Origin of the sequence: Arthrobacter sp. E44 (assembly GCF_041877125.1) — a bacterium.
Classification (GTDB): Bacteria; Actinomycetota; Actinomycetes; order Actinomycetales; family Micrococcaceae; genus Arthrobacter.
Window position 1 is genome coordinate 20,137 of sequence record NZ_JBHDJA010000008.1, and the last position, 22,956, is coordinate 43,092.

The 22,956-nt window shown below is 65.7% G+C and carries 19 protein-coding genes; 6 read left to right on the forward strand and 13 right to left on the reverse strand.

Annotation, left to right across the window (positions count from 1 at the left end):
- The first annotated feature begins 306 nt into the window (after positions 1–306).
- Genes tkt through pgl form a run of 6 tightly spaced genes read left to right on the forward strand, consistent with a single transcriptional unit; the run spans position 307 to position 8,521 of the window.
- On the forward strand, positions 307–2,424 hold the full coding sequence (gene tkt, locus ACETK3_RS08900) for a transketolase (protein WP_236802855.1): 2,118 nt from the start codon (positions 307–309) through the stop codon (positions 2,422–2,424).
- 24 nt (positions 2,425–2,448) lie between these two features.
- Complete coding sequence (gene tal / locus ACETK3_RS08905; protein WP_236802630.1) at positions 2,449–3,564, forward strand: transaldolase; 1,116 nt, start codon at positions 2,449–2,451, stop codon at positions 3,562–3,564.
- A 5-nt stretch (positions 3,565–3,569) separates the two neighbouring features.
- Positions 3,570–5,201 carry a glucose-6-phosphate isomerase gene (locus tag ACETK3_RS08910; RefSeq protein WP_306970125.1) on the forward strand — a complete coding sequence of 544 codons (1,632 nt, stop codon included), beginning with the start codon at positions 3,570–3,572 and terminating at the stop codon, positions 5,199–5,201.
- Positions 5,202–5,215: 14 nt separating this feature from the next.
- Positions 5,216–6,775: a glucose-6-phosphate dehydrogenase gene (gene zwf / locus ACETK3_RS08915; protein ID WP_236802626.1), complete on the forward strand. Its 1,560-nt coding sequence runs from the start codon at positions 5,216–5,218 to the stop codon at positions 6,773–6,775.
- Positions 6,772–7,713, forward strand: coding sequence for a glucose-6-phosphate dehydrogenase assembly protein OpcA (locus ACETK3_RS08920; protein ID WP_373992763.1), 942 nt, complete (start codon positions 6,772–6,774; stop codon positions 7,711–7,713). Before zwf ends, ACETK3_RS08920 begins: the two co-directional genes overlap by 4 nt.
- Positions 7,703–8,521 carry a 6-phosphogluconolactonase gene (pgl, locus tag ACETK3_RS08925; RefSeq protein WP_306970128.1) on the forward strand — a complete coding sequence of 273 codons (819 nt, stop codon included), beginning with the start codon at positions 7,703–7,705 and terminating at the stop codon, positions 8,519–8,521. Before ACETK3_RS08920 ends, pgl begins: the two co-directional genes overlap by 11 nt.
- On the opposite strand, the gene ACETK3_RS08930 is transcribed toward pgl, so the two are convergent.
- The 13 genes from ACETK3_RS08930 to uvrA all read right to left on the reverse strand — a co-directional run bounded on the left by ACETK3_RS08930 (position 8,474) and on the right by uvrA (position 22,911).
- Positions 8,474–8,869, reverse strand: a complete 396-nt coding sequence (locus ACETK3_RS08930; protein WP_306970130.1) for an RNA polymerase-binding protein RbpA — start codon at positions 8,867–8,869, stop codon at positions 8,474–8,476. The genes pgl and ACETK3_RS08930 overlap by 48 nt on opposite strands.
- 136 nt (positions 8,870–9,005) lie before the next feature.
- Positions 9,006–9,260: a preprotein translocase subunit SecG gene (secG, locus tag ACETK3_RS08935; protein ID WP_236802620.1), complete on the reverse strand. Its 255-nt coding sequence runs from the start codon at positions 9,258–9,260 to the stop codon at positions 9,006–9,008.
- Between the two features lie 48 nt (positions 9,261–9,308).
- Complete coding sequence (gene tpiA, locus ACETK3_RS08940; RefSeq protein ID WP_236821940.1) at positions 9,309–10,124, reverse strand: triose-phosphate isomerase; 816 nt, start codon at positions 10,122–10,124, stop codon at positions 9,309–9,311.
- An 84-nt stretch (positions 10,125–10,208) separates the two neighbouring features.
- The gene (gene pgk, locus ACETK3_RS08945; RefSeq protein WP_306970133.1) at positions 10,209–11,435 is read right to left on the reverse strand and encodes a phosphoglycerate kinase; all 1,227 of its coding nucleotides are present in this window, start codon (positions 11,433–11,435) and stop codon (positions 10,209–10,211) included.
- 10 nt (positions 11,436–11,445) lie between these two features.
- Positions 11,446–12,456, reverse strand: a complete 1,011-nt coding sequence (gene gap / locus ACETK3_RS08950) for a type I glyceraldehyde-3-phosphate dehydrogenase (protein WP_142133914.1) — start codon at positions 12,454–12,456, stop codon at positions 11,446–11,448.
- Between the two features lie 259 nt (positions 12,457–12,715).
- Positions 12,716–13,342: a superoxide dismutase gene (locus ACETK3_RS08955; RefSeq protein WP_236802614.1), complete on the reverse strand. Its 627-nt coding sequence runs from the start codon at positions 13,340–13,342 to the stop codon at positions 12,716–12,718.
- A gap of 102 nt (positions 13,343–13,444) precedes the next feature.
- Positions 13,445–14,425: a DNA-binding protein WhiA gene (gene whiA, locus ACETK3_RS08960; RefSeq protein ID WP_142133916.1), complete on the reverse strand. Its 981-nt coding sequence runs from the start codon at positions 14,423–14,425 to the stop codon at positions 13,445–13,447.
- 9 nt (positions 14,426–14,434) lie between these two features.
- Positions 14,435–15,454, reverse strand: a complete 1,020-nt coding sequence (gene yvcK, locus ACETK3_RS08965; RefSeq protein WP_306970138.1) for a uridine diphosphate-N-acetylglucosamine-binding protein YvcK — start codon at positions 15,452–15,454, stop codon at positions 14,435–14,437.
- Entirely contained in the window at positions 15,454–16,377 is a 924-nt protein-coding gene (rapZ, locus tag ACETK3_RS08970; protein WP_142133918.1) for an RNase adapter RapZ, read from the reverse strand. The genes yvcK and rapZ overlap by 1 nt, the downstream gene beginning before the upstream one ends.
- 69 nt (positions 16,378–16,446) lie before the next feature.
- Positions 16,447–18,492 (reverse strand): excinuclease ABC subunit UvrC, encoded by a 2,046-nt coding sequence (uvrC, locus tag ACETK3_RS08975; protein ID WP_306970139.1) that lies wholly within the window; start codon positions 18,490–18,492, stop codon positions 16,447–16,449.
- A gap of 43 nt (positions 18,493–18,535) precedes the next feature.
- Positions 18,536–19,204, reverse strand: a complete 669-nt coding sequence (locus ACETK3_RS08980; RefSeq protein ID WP_236802608.1) for a 1-acyl-sn-glycerol-3-phosphate acyltransferase — start codon at positions 19,202–19,204, stop codon at positions 18,536–18,538.
- Positions 19,191–19,907: an HAD hydrolase-like protein gene (locus ACETK3_RS08985; RefSeq protein ID WP_236802606.1), complete on the reverse strand. Its 717-nt coding sequence runs from the start codon at positions 19,905–19,907 to the stop codon at positions 19,191–19,193. Before ACETK3_RS08985 ends, ACETK3_RS08980 begins: the two co-directional genes overlap by 14 nt.
- Before the next feature lie 79 nt (positions 19,908–19,986).
- Positions 19,987–22,911 (reverse strand): excinuclease ABC subunit UvrA, encoded by a 2,925-nt coding sequence (gene uvrA / locus ACETK3_RS08990; RefSeq protein WP_236802604.1) that lies wholly within the window; start codon positions 22,909–22,911, stop codon positions 19,987–19,989.
- Positions 22,912–22,956: the final 45 nt, after the last annotated feature.

Sequence of the window (22,956 nt, forward strand, 5' to 3'; positions counted from 1 at the left end):
GGGCCCATTCGAGCAGATTAACTCACGACGTCGTGATGGTGATTCACAAAAGGGGAAATTGCGTCCAAAACGTGAGATTTGGCCCGCCCGGAGTATGGATAAGAGCTAAGCTGTCACCAGATCAGCACGCAGCAAGAAAGCGGTGGAAAACGCATTCCCGCTGCTGTCCGTGACTGAATGCAAGGATCAACGTTTCGATGGTGGACGGCTGGTACACACCGCAGCGGGCGCCATACACGCGCCCTCAATCGGATCCGGTGTACCGCCGCCGCCAGCACAGAGAGGGGCCCGGTTTTCGTGCCACATTTGGAAGAGCAAGAACTGTCATGGACCAGCTTGGACCAGAAGGCGGTGGACACCATCCGCGTCCTGGCTGCCGACGCCGTGGAGAAGGTGGGCAATGGACACCCGGGAACCGCCATGAGCCTGGCACCGGCTGCCTACCTCCTCTTCCAGAAGCTGATGCGCCACGATCCGCGCGATCCGCAGTGGCTGGGCCGTGACCGGTTCGTCCTGTCCCCCGGCCACACATCGCTGACCCTTTACATCCAGCTGTTCCTCTCCGGCTACGGGCTGGAACTGAAGGACCTCGAAGCGCTGCGCACCTGGGGCTCGTTGACCCCCGGCCACCCGGAGTACAAGCACACCGCCGGCGTGGAGATCACCACCGGCCCGCTGGGCCAGGGCCTGGCATCATCGGTTGGCTTTGCGTACTCCCAGCGCCGCCAGCGTGGCCTGTTTGACGCCGACGCTCCGGCCGGCCAGTCGCCGTTCGACCACACCATCTGGGTCATCGCCTCCGACGGCGACCTCCAGGAAGGCGTTACCGCCGAAGCCTCGTCGCTGGCCGGGCACCAGGAACTGGGCAACCTTGTGGTCATCTACGACGAGAACCACATCTCCATCGAAGACAACACCGACATCGCCTTCACCGAGGACGTCCTGAAGCGTTACGAAGCCTACGGCTGGCACACCCAGCGCGTGGACTGGACCCGCACCGGCGAATACAAGGAAGACGTCCAGGAGCTCTACAGCGCCCTGCTGGCCGCCAAGGCCGAGACCTCCAAGCCGTCCATCATCTCGCTGCGCACCATTATTGGCTACCCGGCCCCCAAGAAGCAGAACACCGGAAAGATCCACGGCTCGGCCCTGGGCGGCGATGAGGTTGCAGCGCTGAAGGAAGTCCTCGGCTTCGACCCCGCCAAGTCCTTCGAGGTGGACCAGGAGGTCCTCGACCACGCCCGCCAGGTGGTGGAACGCGGCGCCGCAGAGCGCAAGGAATGGGAAGAGTCCTTCACCGCGTGGCAGGAAGCCAACCCCGAAGGTGCCGCACTCCTGCAGCGCCTCGAGGCGCAGGAGCTGCCCCAGGGCGTCGACGCAGCCCTCCCGGTCTTCCCGGCCGGCAAGGACGTCTCCACCCGCGCGGCATCGGGCAAGGTCCTGAATGCACTCGGCCCGGTCCTGCCCGAACTGTGGGGCGGTTCGGCCGACCTCGCGGAGTCCAACAACACCACCATCGAGGACTCGCCGTCCTTCGTGCCCGCCTCCAAGCAGACCGATGCATGGTCCGGCAACCCCTACGGCCGCGTCCTGCACTTCGGCATCCGCGAGCATGCTGCCGCCTCGATCGTGAACGGCATCACCCTGGCCGGCAACACCCGCGCGTTCTCCGGCACCTTCCTGATCTTCTCTGATTATCAGCGCCCTGCCATCCGCCTCGGCGCCCTGATGGGTGTGCCGTCCCTTTACGTCTGGACCCACGACTCCATCGGGCTGGGCGAGGACGGTCCCACGCACCAGCCGGTTGAGCAGCTCGCCTCGCTGCGCGCCATCGTGGGCCTGGACGTCGTTCGCCCCGGCGACGCCAACGAAGTGGCAGCGGCATGGAAGACGATGCTGGAAAACCACGCCAACCCCGCAGGCATCGTCCTGACCCGCCAGAACATTCCTACCTGGGAACGCGGTGAGGGCGACGCCGACGGCGACACCTTCGCATCCACCGCGGGTGTGGCAAAGGGCGGCTACGTCCTGGCCGAAGCATCCAAGGACGGCGCCACCGTTCCGGCCGACGTCATCCTGATCGCCACCGGTTCCGAGGTCCAGCTCGCAGTCCAGGCACGCGAAGCACTGCAGGCCGAGGGCATCGCAGCCCGCGTCGTGTCCATGCCGTGCGTTGAATGGTTCAAGAAGCAGGACGCCGCCTACCGCGAATCCGTCCTGCCCGCCGCCGTCAAGGCACGCGTTTCGGTTGAAGCAGGACTGGCCCTGGGCTGGCGCGAATTCGTTGGCGACGCCGGCCGTTCCGTCAGCCTTGAGCACTACGGCGCTTCCGCCGACTACAAGCGGCTCTTCCAGGAGTTCGGCATCACGGCAGAAGCAGTTGCCGCCGCCGCCAAGGACTCCCTCGCCGCCACCCAGGCCTAAACCCAAACTTCAGGAGATACAGCAATGACTACTCCCACCCAGCAGCTCTCCGACGCCGGAGTCTCCATCTGGCTCGACGACCTTTCCCGCGGACGCCTGGAGACCGGCACCCTCCGCAAGCTCATCGAGGAAAAGAACGTGGTTGGTGTGACCACCAACCCGTCGATCTTCCACGCCGCCATCACCGCCGGCACCGATTACGACCAGATCATTGCCGGCAAGGCGGCAGAAGGTGCCAGCGTGGAGGACACGATCTTCGAGATCACCACCACCGACGTCGCTGACGCCTGCGACCTGTTCGCCCCCGTTGCCGCCGCCACCAAGGGCGTGGACGGGCGCGTTTCCATCGAAGTGGACCCGCGCCTCGCCTGGGACACCGCGGGAACCATCGCCGAGGCCAAGCACCTCTCCCAGCGCGTCAATAGGGACAACGTCCACATCAAGATCCCGGCAACCATCGAGGGCCTCGAAGCCATCACGGCAACCCTGGCCGAAGGCATCAGCGTCAACGTGACCCTGATCTTCTCCCTGGAGCGCTACCGCGCGGTGATCAACGCCTTCCAGTCCGGCCTGGAGCAGGCCAAGGAAAACGGCCACGACCTGTCCAAGATCCACTCCGTTGCCTCATTCTTCGTCTCCCGCGTGGACACCGAAATCGATAAGCGGCTCGACAAGATCGGCACCGACGAAGCCAAGGCCCTGAAAGGCAAGGCCGGTTTGGCAAACGCCCGCCTGGCCTACCAGGTCTATGAGGAACTCTTCGCCACCGAGCGCTGGGCCCTGCTGGCCGACGCCGGCGCACTCCCCCAGCGCCCGCTGTGGGCCTCCACCGGCGTCAAGGACCCGGCCTACCCGGACACCCTGTACGTCACTGAACTGGTCGCGCCCGGCGTCGTGAACACCATGCCGGAGAAGACCCTGGACGCCACGTACGACCACGGCGTGGTCACCGGCGACACCGTCAGGGGCACCTACGATGACGCCAACGCCACGCTCGACGCCCTGGAAAAGCTTGGCGTGTCCTACAACGAGGTCGTCGCGCTGCTCGAAACCGAAGGCCTGGACAAGTTCGTGGCCAGCTGGAAAGAACTGCTGGCCGACGTCGAAGGCGCCCTTGCCTCTGCACGGAAGGCTTCCTAACACCCATGAGCACTCTCAGCTACGACGCCACCGGCGCGGCGCAGAAGGCGCTTGAACAGCACCTTCCCGCCCTCGTGGAGGACCGGATTGCCACGCGGATTTTTGCCAAGGACCACACGCTGTGGGGTCCCGACGCGGAGTCCGAGTCGGCAATCCGCCTCGGATGGGTGGAGGCAGCCACAGTCTCCCAGCCCTTGGTCAAGGACATTCTGGAACTCCGTGATGCCCTGCGCGCCGAAGGAGTCAGCCGGATCGTGCTTTGCGGCATGGGCGGATCCTCCCTGGCCCCCGAGGTCATCGCAGGCACCGCCGGCGTCGAGCTGACCGTGCTGGACAGCACTGACCCGGACCAGGTCAGGGCTGCCCTCGCGGACCGGCTGGCCCAGACCGCCATCGTGGTCTCGTCCAAGTCCGGATCCACCCTGGAGACCGATTCCCAGCGGCGCATCTTCGAACAGGCCTTCACCGAGGCGGGCGTGGACGCCAAGAGCCGGATCATCATTGTCACGGACCCGGGCTCGCCGTTGGACAAGGCCTCCCGGGAGGCCGGCTACCGGGCCGTCTTCAACGCCGACCCCAACGTCGGCGGCCGCTACTCCGCCCTGACCGCCTTCGGCCTGGTCCCCTCCGGCCTGGCCGGCGTGGACATCCAGGCCTTCCTGGACGAAGCCGAGGAAGCTGCGGAAATCCTCAACGATGACGCCCCTGAGAACATCGGGCTGGCCCTGGGCACGGCCTTGGGTGGAACCAGCCCGCTGCGCAACAAGATCGTCATCGCCGAAGACGGCTCCGGCATTGTTGGCTTCGCCGACTGGGCCGAACAGCTCATTGCCGAATCGACCGGCAAGCTGGGCACCGGGATCCTTCCGGTAGTTGCGGGTCCCCAGGCGCCGGAAGTCACCTCTGGCGCGTCCGATGTCCTGGTGGTCCGGCTCGTGGCCGCAGACGCCGACGTCGAACTCGGCGAAAACCAGGTGGCCATCGCCGGTGGCCTGGCCACCCAGATGATGGTGTGGGAGTTCGCCACCGCCGTGGCCGGGCGCCTGCTGGGCATCAACCCCTTCGACCAGCCCGACGTCGAGGCCGCCAAGGTGGCTGCGCGCGGACTGCTGGACGCCCAGCCGGAACCCACACCGGCCGCCTTCGTTGACGGCGCCATTGAGGTGCGCGGAGGCGACTGGCTCGGCGACGCCGCCACAGCAGAAGGTGCCGTCAAGGCCCTGCTGGGTACACTCGGCTCCGACAGCTACCTGAGCGTCCAGGCCTACTTCGACCGGCTCGCCTTCGCCGGGCTTGAGGGCATCCGTGACGAACTGGCGGCGGCTACGGGCCGCCCGGTAACCTTTGGCTGGGGTCCGCGCTTCCTGCACTCCACCGGCCAGTTCCACAAGGGTGGACCGGCCATCGGCGTGTTTCTCCAGGTCACCGCAGCACCCGCCGAGGATCTGGCGATCCCGGACCGGCCGTTCACCTTCGGCGAGCTCATCGCCGCCCAGGCTGCAGGCGACGCCCAGGTACTGGGCGAACACGGCCGTCCCGTGCTGCGCCTCCACCTCACTGACCGTGCCGCCGGCGTGGCACAGCTGCAGGACATCGTCGCTGCACTGTCCACCCGCGCATCCGCAACCGAAAGCTAAGGCGCAAAAGCAACATGCCAGAAACTGAATACGGCCGAAAGGGCGCGGGCCGCCCGCGTAATCCGTTGCGTGATCCGCGGGACCGCCGTTTGAACCGGATTGCGGGTCCATCGTCGCTTGTGTTGTTTGGGGTGACGGGGGATCTTGCCCGGAAGAAACTGATGCCGGCGGTGTATGACTTGGCTAATCGTGGGTTGTTGCCGCCGAGTTTCGCGCTGGTGGGGTTCGCCCGGCGGGAGTGGGACAAGGAGGATTTCGCCGCTGAGGTGAAGGCCTCGGTCCAGGCCCACGCCCGGACGCCGTTTGATGAGGCGGTGTGGAACCAGCTCTCGGAGGGCATCCGGTTTGTCCAGGGCGAGTTCGACGACGACGCGGCATTCGAGCGGCTCGGCGAGACAATCAAGGAACTCGACGATGTCCGCGGCACCCGCGGGAACCACGCGTTCTACCTCTCGATCCCGCCCAAGGCGTTCGAGCAGGTCTGCCGGCAGCTGTCCAAGCATGGCCTGGCGCAGGCCGAGGGGGACAAGTGGCGGCGGGTGGTGATCGAGAAGCCGTTCGGGCATGACCTGGAATCGGCCCGGCAGCTGAATGACATTGTGGAGTCGGTGTTCCCTCCGGACGCGGTGTTCCGGATCGACCATTACCTGGGCAAGGAAACGGTGCAGAACATCCTGGCGCTGCGCTTTGCGAACCAGTTGTTCGAGCCGTTGTGGAACGCGAACTATGTGGACCATGTCCAGATCACTATGGCCGAGGACATCGGCACCGGCGGCCGGGCCGGGTATTACGACGGGGTCGGCGCGGCCCGGGACGTGATCCAAAACCATCTGCTGCAGTTGCTGGCGCTCACGGCGATGGAGGAGCCGATTTCGTTCAACGCCGATGACCTGCGCGCGGAGAAGGAAAAGGTCCTCGCCGCGGTCAAACTCCCCGAGGATTTGTCCACGCATTCGGCACGTGGGCAGTTCACCGGCGGGTGGCAGGGCGGGGAGCAGGTCCTGGGCTACCTGGAGGAGGAAGGCATCCCGGCGGACTCGACCACGGAAACCTACGCGGCAATACGGGTGGACATCCACACCAGGCGCTGGTCCGGCGTCCCGTTCTACCTGCGCGCCGGCAAGCGGCTGGGTCGGCGGGTGACGGAGATCGCGGTGGTGTTCAAACGCGCCCCCAACCTGCTCTTCCGCGACCACGGGGAGGACGATTTCGGGCAGAACGCCGTGGTCATCAGGGTCCAGCCCGACGAGGGCGTGACCATCCGGTTCGGCTCCAAGGTCCCCGGCACCCAGATGGAAGTCCGCGACGTGACCATGGACTTCGGCTACGGGCACTCCTTCACCGAATCCAGTCCTGAAGCCTATGAGCGGTTGATCCTGGACGTGTTGCTGGGTGAGCCGCCGCTGTTCCCGCGGCATGAGGAAGTGGAGCTGTCCTGGAAGATCCTTGACCCGTTCGAGGAGTACTGGGCGTCGCTGGACGAGCAGCCCGAACCCTACGCCCCCGGTTCCTGGGGGCCCGCCAGCGCTGATGAGCTGCTGGCCCGTGACGGACGAACCTGGAGAAGGCCATGATCGTTAACCTGCCCGATACCACCACGTCCAAGGTCTCCAAGAAACTCATGGCCCTGCGCCAGCAGGGCGGGGTGATCGCCCTGGGCCGGGTCCTGACCCTGGTGGTCGTCACGAAATCGGGGCTGGAGGAAGAAGCGATCGAGGCCGCCAACGACGCCTCCCGCGAACACCCCTGCCGGATCATCGTGCTCGCCGACGCCGGGAAGGACGCAGCGGACCGGCTGGACGCCCAGATCCGGGTCGGCGGGGACGCCGGGGCCTCCGAGGTTATCGTGCTGCGCGGCTACGGCCAGCTCGCCCACGAAAGTGAGTCCCTGGTCGCCGCGCTGCTGCTCCCCGACGCACCCATTGTGGCCTGGTGGCCGCATGGCGCCCCGGAGAACGCGTGTGAGACCTCCATTGGAGCGATCGCCCACCGCCGGATCACCGACTCCGCGAACGAGCCCGATCCCCAAGCCGCGCTCGAACGGATCCACCGGACCTACAAGGCCGGCGACACCGATCTCGCCTGGACCCGCCTCACCAACTGGCGTATCCAACTCGCCGCGGCCCTGGATGAAGTGGACTCCTCCCCGGTGACGGCCGTTGCCGTCGAAGGCGCCTCGGACTCACCCTCCACCATCCTGCTCGCGGCCTGGCTCACCCTGACCCTGGATGCCCCGGTGACGATCGTGGCGGACCCGGCCGGAACCGGGATCCGGCGCGTCCGGCTCACCCGACCCGGCGGCGACGTCCAGCTCTTCCGTCCGGGACTGTCCGTGGCGGAACTGACCCAGCCGGGCCAGCCGGCACAGCGGATCTCGCTCCCCCGCCGCAGCCTCCGCGACTGCCTCGCCGAAGAACTCCGCCGCCTGGACCCGGATGAAGTGTTTGGTGAAGTGATTACTATTGGACTGCCACGTACCAATCTAAGGAGCGTCCGACCCAGTGAGCGTTGACCCACGAGTAAGCATCCATCCTGATTCGTCCGTCCTCATGGCTGCCATCGCGGCCCGCCTGATCACCAAGCTCGTTGATGTGCAGGACAAGTACGGCGAAGCCACCGTGGTGCTCACCGGGGGAACCGTGGGAATCGGCACGCTGAAGGCCGTTGCGGACTCACCGGCGGCGCCCGCCGTCGACTGGTCCAAGGTGAACTTCTGGTGGGGTGACGAACGCTTTGTTGCTTCCGCCGATCCGGACCGCAATACGAAACAGGCCTTTGATGCGTTGCTCTCGCATATTCCGGTGGACCCGGAACGTGTCCACTCCCCTGGTTCGTCTGACGATTTCGGCACTCCCGAGGAGGCCGCGGATGATTACGCCCGGCAACTGAGGGAAGCGGCAGCAGCCGAGCATGCGGCCGACATGTCCGACGACCGGCCAGAGGAACCGTCAGCGCTCCCCCGGCTGGACGTGGTACTGCTCGGTGTTGGACCCGACGCCCACATTGCATCGCTCTTCCCGGAGCAGGCCGGGATACGGGAAAAGGGCCGCACGGTGGTGGGTGTCCGGAACTCCCCCAAGCCGCCGCCGCTGCGGATCTCCCTGACCCTTCCCGCCATCAACACGGCTTCCGAGGTGTGGATGGTGGTGGCCGGCGAGGACAAGGCCGGAGCAGTGGGGCTTGCCCTGGCTGGGGCCAACCCGGTGCAGGTGCCTGCCTCAGGCCCCCGCGGTACGTCCCGTACCCTGTGGTTAATTGACGAAAACGCAGCCTCACGTGTCCCGCAGCAGCTCGTCCGAAAGGACGCCGCGGGCGCGTAGCTTTTCCAGCGCTCCGGCCAGGACATCTTCGGCGTCCTGGCCGGAGCGCCGTTCTTTAACGTATTCCAGGTGGCTCTTGTAGCCGTCGTCGAACAGATCGTCCTGAGCCGCCACGTTCCCGTCGCGGGTAGCGGGGCCGCCACAGCGCCGGCAGTCCCACGTGCGGGGAATCTGGTCCTCCGGCATCTTCAGGAACACGGGCTGCGTCTCGTGGCCCTTGGCGCACCAGTACGACACCCTGATCCGTGGCAAGGGGCGCGAGGACGTGTCATTGGATTGAAGGCTGGACCCTGAGCCTGCTGTCACCCCGGCCCGGGTGCCGCGGAAGCCTGATGCTGGATGGACCATGGGAACTCCTGCTTCGAAGGGGACGCCGGCACCCGCAGCTTAAAACAAAACTGTGGCTGCCGATAACCGACAGCCACAGTTTAGATGTCAGGGCCGGGCGGCGGGAGTGCCGCAGGCCTCTATTCAGTTGCAGAGCTCAGGAGTCCCCGCCGCTGAACCGCATGATCAGGCCGAGTGCGATAATCACCAAGCCCCAGGTGACACCCAGGATGATGGTGAAGCGGTTGAGGTTACGTTCTGCCACGCCTGAAGAGCTGAGGCCTGAGCTCATGCCGCCACCGAACATATCGGACAAGCCGCCGCCGCGTCCCTTGTGCAGGAGGATCAGCAGCGTCAGAAGGAGGCTGGTGATGCCCAGGAGGATCTGCAGAATGACATGAAGAACGTCCACGACGGCCTTTCAGAAGTTGGAATTGCGGGAGTGTGTGCCGGTTGCGGGCTAGTCCGCGACCAGGTGGCTCTCGAACCTGACAATATTAGCAAACTCCGCCGGGTCAAGGCTGGCGCCGCCCACCAGGAGGCCGTCCACGTCGCGCTCCTGCAGGATGGCAGCAGCGTTATTGGCCTTGACTGACCCGCCGTACAACAGGCGGGTCTTTGCGGCCACGTCGGCGCCAAAGAGGCTTTCGAGTTCTGCCCGGATGGCGGCACACATCTCCTGCGCGTCTTCCGGGCCGGCCACCTCGCCCGTGCCGATGGCCCAGACCGGCTCATAGGCAACCACCAGTTCGGCGGCCTGTTCGTTGGTCAGCCCGGCCACTCCGGCCCGCAGCTGCTGCAGCGTGTTTTCAACATGGGTTCCGGCCTGGCGGATCTCCAGGCCCTCGCCGACGCAGAGTACGGGGATGATGCCGTGCTTGAACGCGGCCTTGACCTTGGCGTTGACGACGTCGTCGGATTCGTTGTGGATAGTGCGGCGTTCGCTGTGGCCCACCAGGACGTACTTGCAGCCGAGCTTGCTCAGGAACTGGCCCGAGATGTCACCCGTATAGGCTCCGGAATCGAACTGCGAGAGGTCCTGGGCGCCGTAGGCGATCTGCAGGTCATCGCCCTGGACCAGGGTCTGCACGCCGCGGAGGTCGGTGAACGGCGGGAAGACGGCCACCTCAACGCGGCTGTAGTCGTGCTTGGCGTCGGAGAGGGTCCATGCCAGCTTCTGCAGAAGGGTGATGCCCTGCACGTGGTCCATGTTCATTTTCCAGTTGCCCGCGATGAAGGGCTTGCGGTCGAAAGCGCCGTTCGTTGACGTAGTCACGTATTCTCCAAAAGGTTCTTGATATGTGTGCGGCCGGCAGGCTGCCGCGGGCAACCTGCCGGCCGGAGGACTGCGAGGCCCGTACTACCGGTCCAGGACGCTGAGGCCCGGGAGTTCCTTGCCTTCGAGGTATTCCAGGCTGGCACCGCCGCCCGTGGAGATGTGGCCGAACTGGTCGTCGGCGAACCCCAGGGTACGTACCGCTGCAGCGGAATCGCCGCCGCCCACCACGGTGAAGCCGTCGGTTTCGGTGAGGGCCTGGGCAATGGCGCGCGTGCCTGCCGAGAATGCCTCGAACTCGAAGACACCCATGGGGCCGTTCCAGAAGACAGTGCGTGCGCCCTTGATCCGGTCGGCAAAGGCGGCAGCGGTATCGGGTCCGATGTCCAGGCCGATGCCCTGGGCACCGAAGCTGCCGCCTTCAATGGCGTCGGCGGCGACCGTTTCGTGCGCGGCGTCGGCGGCAAACTTCTCCGCCACGACGACGTCCGTGGGAACCACGAATTCGGTTCCTGCGTCCGCGGCCCGCTTCAGGTAGTCCTGGACCACCGGGATCTGGTCCTGCTCGAGCAGGCTCGAGGCGACCTTGTGGCCCTGCGCTGCCAGGAACGTGAACAGCATGCCGCCGCCCACCAGGATGGTGTCAGCCTTGCCAATCAGGTTGGCGATGACCGCGAGCTTGTCCGAGACCTTGGAACCGCCGAGCACCACCACGTAAGGGCGCTGGGTGTCGGTGGTGAGCTTCCGGAGGACTTCCACCTCTGTGTGCACCAGGTCGCCCTGGTAGGACGGCAGCCGCGTGGCGACGTCGTAGACACTTGCGTGCTTGCGGTGGACGGCGCCGAAGGCATCGTCCACGTAAGCGCCGTTGCTGCCGGTCAGGGCCACCAGTTCATCGGCGAAGGCGCCGCGTTCGGCGTCGTCCTTGCTGGTTTCGCGGGCGTCGAAGCGGACGTTTTCGAGGACCAGGGCTTCGCCGTCCTGCAGGGATGCCGCGGCAGACTTGGCGGCATCACCGACGGTGTCGGCCGCAAGGGTCACCTTGAAGCCGGCCAGTTCGGCGAGCCGGTCCACTGCAGGACGCAGGGAGTACTTGTCCTCCGGAGCGCCCTTGGGGCGTCCAAGGTGGGCTGTTACCAGCACGCGGGCACCGGCGTCCGTGAGCTTTGCCAGCACTGGAAGTGAGGCCTTGATGCGGCCGTCGTCAGTGACTGTAGAGCCGTCGAGCGGCACATTCAGGTCACTTCGAACCAGAATGTACCGCCCGCGGACACCTTCAGCGATCAGTTCGTTGAGGGTGTGAGATGTCATGTGTCTAACCCTAGCCCAGCTTGGATGCCACGAGCTCCGTGAGGTCGACGAGGCGGTTGGAGTAGCCCCACTCGTTGTCATACCAGGAAACAACCTTGACCTGGTTGCCAATCACCTTGGTCAGGCCGGAGTCGAAGATCGAGGAGGCGGGGTCGCCCACGATGTCAGAGGAGACGATGGGCTCGTCCGTGTAGGTCAGGAAGCCCTGGAGCTCTTCGGATTCCGCAGCGCGCTTGAGGGCTGCGTTGACTTCCTCAACGGTGGTCTCGCGGGACACGGTGACGGTGAGGTCGGTGGCAGAGCCGGTGGGCACGGGGACGCGGATGGCGTACCCGTCCAGCTTGCCCTTGAGCTCCGGCAGCACCAGGCCGATGGCCTTGGCGGCACCGGTGGAGGTGGGAACCATGTTGATGGCCGCAGCGCGGGCCCGGCGCAGGTCCTTGTGGGGGCCGTCCTGGAGGTTCTGGTCGGCGGTATAGGCATGCACGGTGGTCATCAGGCCACGCTCGATGCCGAATTCGTCGTTGACCACCTTGGCCAGCGGGCCGAGGCAGTTGGTGGTGCAGGAGGCGTTGGAAATGATGTTGTGCTTGGCGTTGTCGTAGAGGTTGTGGTTGACACCCATCACGATGGTGATGTCCTCGTCCGAGGCCGGAGCGGAGATCAGGACCTTCTTGGCGCCGGCGGCGATGTGCTTCTGCGCGTCTGCAGCCTTGGTGAAGAAACCGGTGGATTCAATAACGATGTCCACGCCCAGTTCGCCCCAGGGGAGGTTGGCGGGATCGCGCTCGGCCAGGACCTTGACCACGTTGCCGTTGACGACGATGTTGCCATCCTTGACCTCGATGGTTTCCTTCAGGCGGCCGCCGACCGAGTCGTACTTGAACAGGTGCGCCAGGGCTTCGGGGCTGGTGAGGTCGTTGACTGCAACGATCTCCAGGTCCGCGCCTTGGGCAAGCGCTGCGCGGAAGTAGTTGCGGCCAATACGGCCAAAGCCGTTGATTCCAATACGGGTCGTCACTTTTACAGTCTCCTTGGTGCTTTGAGAAGCACTACTAGTTGAGCGGGCGTTGAAGCCAACTAACAGATCCCGCACGCCATTGGGCAGAGATGATTTACACGGAGGGCGACCAGCCTCATTGCTGAAGGCTAACCGCCTTCCGTGACCTATCTTACGTTTAACTGGGTCCGCCCCCGCAAGTGCGGGGGCGGACGGTCCACATCCCGGCCGGTTTAAGTCAGAATGTGAAGTTTGTTACATCGATGTATAGCGCCCGTCACTACGGGAGGGTGATGAGTCCCGTTGCGTTGGCGCGTGCTGCCTCGAAGCGCTGGGCAACATCTGCCCAGTTCACGATGTTCCAGAACGCCTTGACGTAGTCGGCCTTTACATTCACGTAGTCCAGGTAGAAGGCGTGCTCCCACATGTCCAGCATCAGCAGCGGGATGGTTCCCAGGGCGGTGTTGCCCTGCTGGTCGTAGAGCTGCTCGATGACCAGGTTTCCGCCGATGGGCTCGTAGGCCAGGAAACCCCAGCCCGATCCCTGCAGGCCAAGGGCTGCGGCGGAGAACTGGGCGCGGAAGGCGTCGAAGGAGCCGAACGCGTCATCGATTGCGGCAGCCAGCTCACCTTCGGGCTTGTCGCCGCCGTCCGGGGACAGGTTCTTCCAGAACACTGAGTGGTTGATGTGTCCGCCGGTGTGGAACGCCAAGTCCTTGGAGAGCCGGTTGATGTTGGCGAAGTCGCCCTTTTCACGTGCCTCGGCCAGCTGGGCCAGGGCGTTGTTGGCGCCTGCCACGTAGGTGGCGTGGTGCTTGCTGTGGTGCAGCTCCATGATCCGCGCGGAGATGTGCGGTTCAAGGGCGGCGTAGTCGTAGCTGAGTTCCGGCAATACGTACTCGGTCACAAAATCCTCCAATATCGTGGACCCGGAGGTCCGGTTTGGTAACGCTCGGATTGTGCATCCGGGCAGCTGGTGCCCGGAATTCTTTTTGATTCTATGGGGCGCCTACTCGTCCAGCATTTCAGGCGTCACATTGGCATCCGTTCCGGGAACGCCCAGGTCAAGCGCACGCTTGTCCGCCATGGCCAGCAGGCGGCGGATCCGTCCGGCGATGGCGTCCTTGGTCATGACGGGGTCGGCCAGCCGGCCCAGCTCGTCAAGGCTTGCCTGCTTGTGCGCCACCCGCAGTTCGCCCGCGTACTTCAGGTGGTCCGGAACGTCGTCGCCCAGGATCTCCAGCGCCCGCTCCACGCGTGCGCCGGCGGCCACGGCGGCCTGGGCGGAGCGCCGCAGGTTGGCGTCATCGAAGTTGGCCAGCCGGTTGGCTGTGGCCCTGACCTCCTTGCGCATGCGACGTTCCTCCCACACCATCAGCGCATCGTGGGCTCCCATGCGCGTCAGGAGTGCGGCGATGGTGTCCCCGTCGCGGATGACCACGCGGTCCACTCCCCTGACCTCCCGTGCTTTGGCCTGGATGTCCAGCCGGCGGGCGGCGCCCACCAGGGCAAGGGCGGATTCCGGCCCAGGGCAGGTGACCTCCAGCGACGACGAGCGGCCCGGTTCGGTCAGCGAACCGTGGGCCAGGAACGCGCCGCGCCATACGGCCTCGGCGTCAGCCGCTGAACCATTGACGACGGCGGATGGCAGCCCGCGCACGGGCCGGCCGCGCCCGTCCAGGAGGCCGGTCTGGCGGGCCAGTGCCTCGCCGTCACGGACCACGCGCACCACATAGCGGCTGGCGCGCCGCAGTCCACCGGCGGAGACCACGATGATTTCGCTCTGGTGGCCGTAGACCTCGGCGATGGCGGCACGGAGCCTGCGGGCAGTGGACGCCAGGTCCACTTCCGCTTCGATGACGATCCTGCCGGAGATGATGTGCAGTCCCCCGGCGAACCGGAGCATTGCGGAGACTTCAGCCTTGCGCACTGATGACTTCTTGATGTCCAGACGGGACAGTTCTTCCTTGACTGATGCTGTCAGTGCCATGGCACCTTCCTAACTGTTCCCGAAAATGTCCTGGTACGCCGTGGCCAGCCTGAGCGGCTCGTGGACGGGGCGGCGTCCCGACGCCCCTACTTTACCCAAGACAACTTCCGCCCCGAGCATGCCGGCAGCCTTCTCGAACTCCTGCCGGTCCGGCACCGACGCGGGATCGGCCAGGACCACGTCCACGCTGAACTCCGGAGCGTAGCGCCGAAGGACGTGCAGATGGTCCGCCGCCGTCATGCCAGTGGTTTCCTTGGTATCCATGGCGAGGTTCATGGTCAGGCAGCGCTTGGCCGGGGTACTGCACAGCGCCTGCCGCATCTCCGGCAGGAGCAGGTGCGGCAGGACCGATGTGTACCAGGAGCCCGGGCCCAGGACCACCCAGTCCGCCAGTTCGATGGCTGTCAGGGCGTCCGTGCAGGCCGGGGCTGCCTTGGGCAGGAGCCGGACTTCCTCCAGCGAGCCGGCCACGGCGCAGCGCGCCTGGCCGTGGATGGTCTGCAGGCTGATGGCACCATCCGGGGCGGCCACGCGCACGTCGCCTTCGATGGTGAGCGGGACGGTGGACATGGGCAGGACCTGCCCCCGGGCGCCGAGCAAGGCACCGGCCCACTTGAGCCCTGCGACGGCGTCACCCAGCAGTTCCCACAGTGTCACGATCAGCAGGTTGCCCATGGCATGCTCGTCCAGGGAGCCGCCCGGGCCTTTCCCGGCACGGAAGCGGTGCTGCATGACATCGCGCCACGTCCGTCCCCAGTCGGTGTCGTCGCAGAGCGCGGACAGTGCCATCCGGAGGTCCCCCGGCGGAAGGACGCCGTACTCCTCGCGCAGACGCCCGGACGAGCCGCCGTCGTCCGCTACCGTGACCACCGCGGTGAGTTCGGAGGTGAGCAGCCGCAGCGCCGACAGCGAGGCCGCCAGGCCGTGGCCGCCGCCCAAGGCCACCACGTTGGGACCCTTGTCCTGCTGTCCCGAGCCCTTACCAGCGGCCGGCGGCACCAGGGGCAGGGCTCCGGTGAACAGGGCCATTACTCGCGGCCCAGATCCCGGTGCGCGGTGGTCACCGTGACCCGCGGGTACTGTGCGAGTTTCTTGGAGAGCTCCACGGCCACGGCCACCGAGCGGTGCTTGCCGCCGGTGCAGCCGACCGCGATGGTGGCGTAGTGCTTGTTTTCCCTGCGGTACCCCTCCAGGACGGGCTCCAGGGCCAGGACGTAGCGGTCCACGAAGTTCTTGACGCCTTCGGCTTCCAGCACATAGTCGCTGACGTCCTTGTCCAGGCCGGTCTGCGGACGGAGCTGGGGCACCCAGTGCGGGTTTGGGATGAACCGGACATCGGCCACGTAGTTGGCATCCACCGGCAGGCCGTACTTGAAGCCGAAACTCATCACGTTGAGCCGCAGGGCAACAGGACCGGTTTCGCTGAAGAGCTCCGTGATGGCGGTGGCCAGGCCGTGGACGTTGTAGTTGGAGGTATCCAGGACGACGTCGGAGCTGTCGCGCAGTTCCTGCAGCAGCTCACGTTCGGCGGCAATACCGTCGAGGATGCGCCCGCCGCCCTGCAGCGGGTGTGGACGGCGCCCCTGTTCAAAGCGCCGGACCAGGACGTTGTCGCTGGCGTCGAGGAACAGGACCCGGAAAGTGACCCCGCTGGCGGCGAGTGCGTGCAGGGCAGAACGGATGTCGGCAAAAAGGCCTTTGCTGCGGACGTCGATAACCACTGCCAGCCGGGGAATGGACTGCGGTGCGTGCGAGACCAGTTCCGCGAGCGTGCCCAGCATCTGCGGCGGCAGGTTCTCCACGACGTACCAGCCGTGGTCCTCCAGGGCGTCGGCGGCCGTGCTTCGGCCGGCGCCGGACATTCCGGTGACCACCAGCAGCTCCGCTTCGACCGGTTTGACGGGTTCCATCCCGTCGTGCCCGGCCCCGGATTCCGCCGTCGTGTCTGCCATGAAGCCTGCCCCGTTTCCTCGTTGTCCCCGTGGGCAGCAGCGATGGCGCTGCCCCGTCCTTTACCCTAGCTAAGATTCAATGATTTCGCCGGTGGTCATGTTGATCGCCGGCACTGTGACTGCTTCGGGCCCATCCGCAGCGAAGTGGTTCACGATGGCACTGGCCAGTGCCGGGCCTATGCCTTTTGCCTCCGCGAGCTCTTCCGCGGTGGCAGCCTTGACGCCCTTCACCGAGCCGAAGTGCGCCAGCAAGGCCTTGCGCTTGGAGGCACCCAGGCCCGGAACGGCGTCCAGCGCCGAAACGGTCATGGCCTTGCCGCGCTTCTGGCGGTGGAACGTGATGGCGAAGCGGTGCGCCTCGTCTCGGATCCGCTGCAGCAGGTACAGCCCCTGGGAGGTGCGGGGCAGGATGACCGGGAAGTCGCTGTCCGGGAGCCACACTTCCTCAAGGCGCTTGGCCAGCCCCACCACGTACACATCATCGATGCCCAGGTCCTTCAGGGCGCGGGCCGCGGCGTTGACCTGGGGCTGGCCGCCGTCCACCACCACCAGGTTGGGCGGGTACGCGAATTTCGCCTTGGGCGCCGGGGTGGTGGTGTCCAGGGCGGCAGCTTCGGTTGCGGCCGCCTGGCCGGCCTCATCCTGGCCAGGCACTGCCAGGCCGTCCGCTGCCAACCCGTCCGCTGCAAGGACGGACTCATCCACTTGCGCGGACTTGTCCTGCAGGTAGTGACGGAACCGGCGGGTGAGGACGTCATGCATGGCCGCGGTGTCATCGGACGCTGCGGGACCCGTGATGGAGAACTTCCGGTAGTCGGACTTCTTGGGCAATCCGTCCTCCACCACCACCATGGAGGCCACCACGTTGGTGCCCTGCACGTGGGAGACGTCGAAGCACTCGATCCGCAGCAGCGGCACGGGCAGGTCCAGGGCTTCCTGCAGCTCCTGGAGGGCCTGGGACCGCACGGTGATGTCCCCCGCACGGCGGGTCTTGTGAAGCCTCAGCGCGTGCTCGGCGTTCTCGCGCACGGTGGACATCAGCGCCGCCTTGTCCCCCCGCTGGGGCACCCGGATGTCCACCTTGGCGCCGCGGATGCCGGCCAGCCACTTCGCCAGGTCCTCCATGTTGCTGGGCGCCACGGGCACCAGGACTTCGCGGGGCAGCCGGCCGTGGGTATCGCCGTCCTCGCCGTAAACCTGCTGGAGCAGGTGCTCAACCAAGTCAGGCGTGCTGAAGTCTTCCACCTTCTCCACCACCCAGCCGCGCTGGCCCCGGATCCTGCCGCCGCGGACGTGGAACACCTGGACGGCAGCTTCGAGTTCGTCCTCGTGCAGGGCGAAGACGTCGGCGTCGGTGTCCTCGGACAGGACCACCGCGTTCCGCTCGAAGACCTTGCGCAGCGCGGTGATGTCGTCCCGGAGCCTGGCGGCGTGCTCATAGTCGAGCTTCGCCACGGCGTCGCCCATTTGCTTCTCAAGCTTGTTGATGAACCTTGTGGCCTCGCCACCCATGAAGGCGCAGAAATCGTCGGCCAGTGCCCGGTGGTCCTGTGGCGAGATCCGGCCCACGCAGGGTGCTGAGCACTTGTCGATGTATCCCAGCAGGCACGGCCGCCCGCTGGCCTCGGCCCGCTTGAAGACGCCGGCGCTGCAGCTCCGGACAGGGAAGACGCGGAGCAGGGTGTCCATGGTTTCCCGGATGGCCCCGGCTGTGTAGGGGCCGAAGTAGCGGGTCCCCTTCCGCTTGTCACCGCGCATCACCTGGACCCGCGGGTACTTTTCGCCCATCGTCACGGCAAGGTAGGGATAGGTCTTGTCATCCCTGAACACCACATTGAACCGGGGCTTGAATTCCTTGATCCAGGTGTATTCCAGCTGCAGCGACTCCAGCTCGCTGCCCACCACCGTCCACTCGACGCTGCTGGCCGCATGAACCATCGCATAGGTCTTGGGCAGCAGCCCGGCCGGGTTGGCGAAATAGGAGTTCAGCCGGGACCGGAGGCTCTTGGCTTTGCCTACATAAATGACCCGGCCGTGCGGATCGCGGAACCGGTAGACGCCCGGGTTGGTGGGGATTTCACCGGTTTTGGGGCGGTAACTTGCTGGATTTGCCACCTATCAAGTCTACTGAGTCGCGCCGGGTCTCCTTGCCAGCCGGTTACTCCGCGGACTTGCTCTGGTTGTAGCTGGCAGAGCGTTCCTGGCCGCTGAGCTCGGCGATGGCGTCCATAATCCGGTCCGTGACCTCACGGCGGGCGGGCAGGGAGTGGTCCGGACCCGTCTTGTCGAAGTACAGCGGCTCCCCCACCTTCATGGTGAAGTGCTGCGGCCTGACCCCTTTTTCTCCGGCCCGCTGCAGCTTCTCGGTCCCGATCAGGCCCACGGGAATGACGGGGGCCCCGGTGGTGAGTGCCAGCCAACCGACACCGGTACGCCCCCGGTAAAGGATGCCGTCGCGGGAGCGCGTGCCTTCCGGGTAGATGCCGATGCCCCGGCCAGCCTCCAGGATGTCCAGCAGGGTCTTGAGGGCCTGCACGCTGGCGGCCTGTTCGCCGCGCTCCACCGGGATGGAGCCCACGGATTCGAAGAACGCCTTCATGACCTTGCCCTTGACGCCGCCGGTGGTGAAGTATTCGGCCTTGGCGAAGAAAGCGACGGGCCGCGGCATCAGCGCCTGGACGATCACGCTGTCGAAAAAGGACAGGTGGTTGGGGGCCACGATGAAGGGACCGTCGGAAGGGACGTTTTCGAGTCCGACGACGGTGGGCCGGCAGGTGCCGGCGATCAGGTTGCGGGTTGTCCAGCGGACGGCATCAAACATTTCCATCGTTGCTCACCCCGCTCATGGCCGCGGTGTGGACTGCCTGGAGCCGCTCGATGACCGAAACGAGTTCCTCGCCTGTATTAACGACTGCCACGGAGCCGGCTTCCTCCAGCTCACCGTCCGGAGCGAAGCCCCAGACCACCCCGATGCAGTCCAGTCCGTTGGCGATTGCACCGGAAACGTCCTGGGCGCGGTCCCCCACCATGATGGCGTGCTGCGTGTCCAGGTCCCGCAGGGCGGCGGCGATGATCTGCGTCTTGCCAAGCGGAACGCCTTCCACCCTTGCTTCGTCGTCGGCGGAGCCGTGGATGCCGTGGAAGAATCCATCGATGCCGTGGTGCGCCAGGACCTTGTGGGCAAGCCGCTGCGGCTTTTGGGTGGCAACGGCCACGGGGCGTCCATCCTCTGCGAACGATTCGAGGATTTCGCGGATGCCCGGGTACAGCCGGCTCTGGGCAATTCCCGTGGCGACGTAGTATTCGCGGTAGCGGCGGACCACCTCTTCCAGGCGGTCCGCCGGCACCTTTGCCACGTTGAGCAGTGAATCGCTCAGCTTGGGGCCGATCATGGAGTCAAGCAGGTCCTGGCCGGGAACGGGGAGCCCCAGCTCCCGGAGGGCCGACGCAATCCCCTCAGTAATTCCACCGGCCGGGTCGACAAGAGTGCCGTCCAGGTCAAAGATCACGGGCACTGTTGTTGAAGTCACCGGGTTAGTTTCTCACGACAGCAGGACTGCCTGAAACTCGCATTCCCTGCGAGGAATACTTCGCTTGTAATTCCCTCGCTCAGCCGAGTATTTCGGCGAGGAATTTCCCGGTATGGCTGGTGCTGGACTTCGCCACCTGCTCCGGCGTTCCCGCAGCCACAATCTGGCCCCCGCCGGAACCGCCGTCAGGCCCCAGGTCCACCAGCCAGTCTGCACTCTTGATGACGTCCAGGTTGTGCTCGATGGTGATCACCGTGTTGCCCTTGTCCACCAGTCCCTGCAGGACCATGAGCAGCTTGCGGATGTCTTCGAAGTGCAGGCCCGTGGTGGGCTCGTCCAGGACATAGATGCTGCGCCCGTTGGAGCGCTTCTGCAGTTCCGCGGCGAGCTTGACCCGTTGCGCTTCGCCGCCGGACAGCGTGGTGGCCGGCTGGCCCAGCCGCACGTAGCCCAGTCCTACGTCCACCAGGGTGTTCAGGTGACGTGCGATGGGTGAGAACGCCGCGAAGAATTCGGCGGCCTCTTCGATGGGCATGTTGAGGACATCCGCGATGGTTTTGCCCTTGTAGTGCACCTCCAGGGTTTCCCGGTTGTAGCGGGCCCCGTGGCACACCTCGCAGGGGACGTAAACGTCAGGCAGGAAGTTCATCTCGATCTTCAGCGTGCCGTCACCCGAGCACGCCTCGCAGCGGCCGCCCTTGACGTTGAAGGAGAAACGGCCGGGCAGGTAGCCGCGCACCTTGGCTTCGGTGGTTTCCGCGAAGAGCTTGCGGATGTTGTCGAAGACGCCGGTGTACGTGGCCGGATTGGACCGGGGGGTACGCCCGATGGGGCTCTGGTCGACGTGCACTACCTTGTCCAGGTGCTCCAGGCCCTGGACTGTCTTGTGCCGCCCGGCCACCTGCTTGGCGCCGTTGAGCTTGTTCGCCAGGACTTTGTAGAGGATTTCGTTCACCAGCGTGGACTTCCCCGAGCCACTCACTCCGGTCACCGCGGTGAAGAGGCCCAGGGGGAAGGCAGCGTCGACGTTCACGAGGTTGTTCTCCCGCGCGCCCACTACCTTGATCTCGCGCTTCTTGTCGTACTTGCGGCGCTTCTTGGGCACTTCGATGGCCTTGCGGCCGGACAAATAGTCACCGGTCAGGGATTCCGTGTTGGCCAGCAGTTCCTTGTAGGTGCCGGAGTGGACCACCTGGCCGCCGTGCTCGCCGGCGCCGGGCCCAATGTCCACGATCCAGTCGGCCACGTGGATGGTATCTTCGTCGTGCTCCACGACAATCAGGGTGTTACCCATGTCGCGGAGCCGGGTGAGGGTTTCGATCAGCCGGCGGTTGTCGCGCTGGTGGAGGCCGATGGAGGGTTCATCGAGGACGTAGAGGACACCCACCAGGCCGGACCCGATCTGGGTGGCCAGCCGGATGCGCTGGGCTTCGCCGCCGGACAGGGTGGCCGAGGGCCGTTCCAGGTTGAGGTACTCCAGCCCGACATCCAGGAGGAAGGTCAGCCGGGCCTGGATCTCCTTGAGGACCTGGTGGGCGATCTGGGCTTCGCGCCCGGTCAGCACCAGGTTGTTCAGGAATTCGGCACATTCCCGCATGGGGAGGGCGGCTACCTCGGCGATGGACTTGCCGTTGATGAGGACGGACAGGGAGGCGGGGTTGAGTCGGGCTCCGTTGCATGCGGGGCACGGAACCTGCCGCATGTACTCCTCGTAGCGGTCGCGCGCCCAGTCGGAATCGGTCTCGCCGTGCTTGCGGTGGACGTACTGGATGGCACCTTCGAACCCGGTGCTGTACTTGCGTTCACGGCCAAAGCGGTTGCGGTACTGCACCACCACTTTGTGGTCCTTGCCGTGCAGGACGGTCTGGCGCACGTCCTTGCCCAGCTTCTCCCACGGCGTGGTCATGGAGAAGCCCACTTCCTTGGCCAGGCCCTCCAGCAGCCGGTTCCAGTACTCGGTGGTGGCCGTTCCCATGGACCACGGCGCGATGGCGCCCTCGGACAGGGACAGTTCCGGGTTGGGAACGATGAGTTCCTCATCCACCTCAAGCCGGGTACCGATGCCGCTGCAGGCCGCGCAGGCGCCGAAGGGGTTGTTGAAGGAGAAGGAGCGGGGCTCGATCTCGTCGATGGCGAGGGGGTGCTCGTTGGGGCACGCCAGGTTTTCCGAGAACGCCCGGATCCGTTCGGGGGCGTCCGCATCAACGTCGACGAACTCCGCCAGGACACGTCCCTCGGCCAGTCCCAGGGCGGTCTCGATGGAGTCGGTCAGCCGCTGGCTGATCCCTTCCTTGACCACCAGGCGGTCCACCACCACCTCAATGGTGTGCTTGAACTGCTTGCCAAGCTTGGGCGGATCGCTCAGCTGGACCAGGTCGCCGTCCACCCGTGCCCGCGAGTAGCCCTTGGCGCTGAGGTCCTTGAAGAGGTCGACGAACTCGCCCTTGCGTCCGCGGACCACGGGGGCCAGGACCTGGAACCGGGTGCCTTCGTCGAGTTCCAAGAGCTGGTCGACAATCTGCTGCGGGGTTTGCTTGGACACCGGTTCACCGCAAACAGGGCAGTGCGGGCGGCCGACGCGTGCCCAAAGGAGGCGCATATAGTCGTAGATCTCGGTGATGGTGCCCACCGTGGAGCGCGGGTTCTTGCTGGTGGATTTCTGGTCAATGGAAACCGCCGGGGAGAGGCCTTCGATGAAATCAACATCGGGCTTGTCCACTTGGCCCAGGAACTGGCGCGCGTAGGCGGAGAGTGATTCGACGTAGCGCCGCTGGCCCTCGGCGAAGATGGTGTCGAACGCCAGGGAAGACTTGCCGGATCCGGAGAGTCCGGTGAAGACGATCATGGCGTCCCGCGGCAGGTCGAGGTCCACGTTGCGCAGGTTGTGCTCCCGCGCACCCTTCACCACGAGGCGGGAGAGGTCCGGGCGCTCCAGGGCCGCAGCGGAGGGGACGGCGAGGGAAGCGGAGGGGGCAGGGGTTTCTTCAGCTAAGGCTTTAGGCACCCCATAATGCTAATCGAAAACTTTTTCGAACACTGACCGTTCCGC

Bases quoted from the DNA above. Each gene is read 5' to 3' on its own strand.
- tal (WP_236802630.1), top strand. From the start codon at position 2,449: ATGACTACTCCCACCCAGCAGCTCTCCGACGCCGGAGTCTCCATCTGG.
- ACETK3_RS08910 (WP_306970125.1), top strand. From the start codon at position 3,570: ATGAGCACTCTCAGCTACGACGCCACCGGCGCGGCGCAGAAGGCGCTT.
- zwf (WP_236802626.1), top strand. From the start codon at position 5,216: ATGCCAGAAACTGAATACGGCCGAAAGGGCGCGGGCCGCCCGCGTAAT.
- ACETK3_RS08920 (WP_373992763.1), top strand. From the start codon at position 6,772: ATGATCGTTAACCTGCCCGATACCACCACGTCCAAGGTCTCCAAGAAA.
- ACETK3_RS08930 (WP_306970130.1), bottom strand. From the start codon at position 8,869: ATGGTCCATCCAGCATCAGGCTTCCGCGGCACCCGGGCCGGGGTGACA.
- pgk (WP_306970133.1), bottom strand. From the start codon at position 11,435: ATGACATCTCACACCCTCAACGAACTGATCGCTGAAGGTGTCCGCGGG.
- whiA (WP_142133916.1), bottom strand. From the start codon at position 14,425: ATGGCACTGACAGCATCAGTCAAGGAAGAACTGTCCCGTCTGGACATC.
- yvcK (WP_306970138.1), bottom strand. From the start codon at position 15,454: ATGGCCCTGTTCACCGGAGCCCTGCCCCTGGTGCCGCCGGCCGCTGGT.
- rapZ (WP_142133918.1), bottom strand. From the start codon at position 16,377: ATGGCAGACACGACGGCGGAATCCGGGGCCGGGCACGACGGGATGGAA.
- ACETK3_RS08980 (WP_236802608.1), bottom strand. From the start codon at position 19,204: ATGGAAATGTTTGATGCCGTCCGCTGGACAACCCGCAACCTGATCGCC.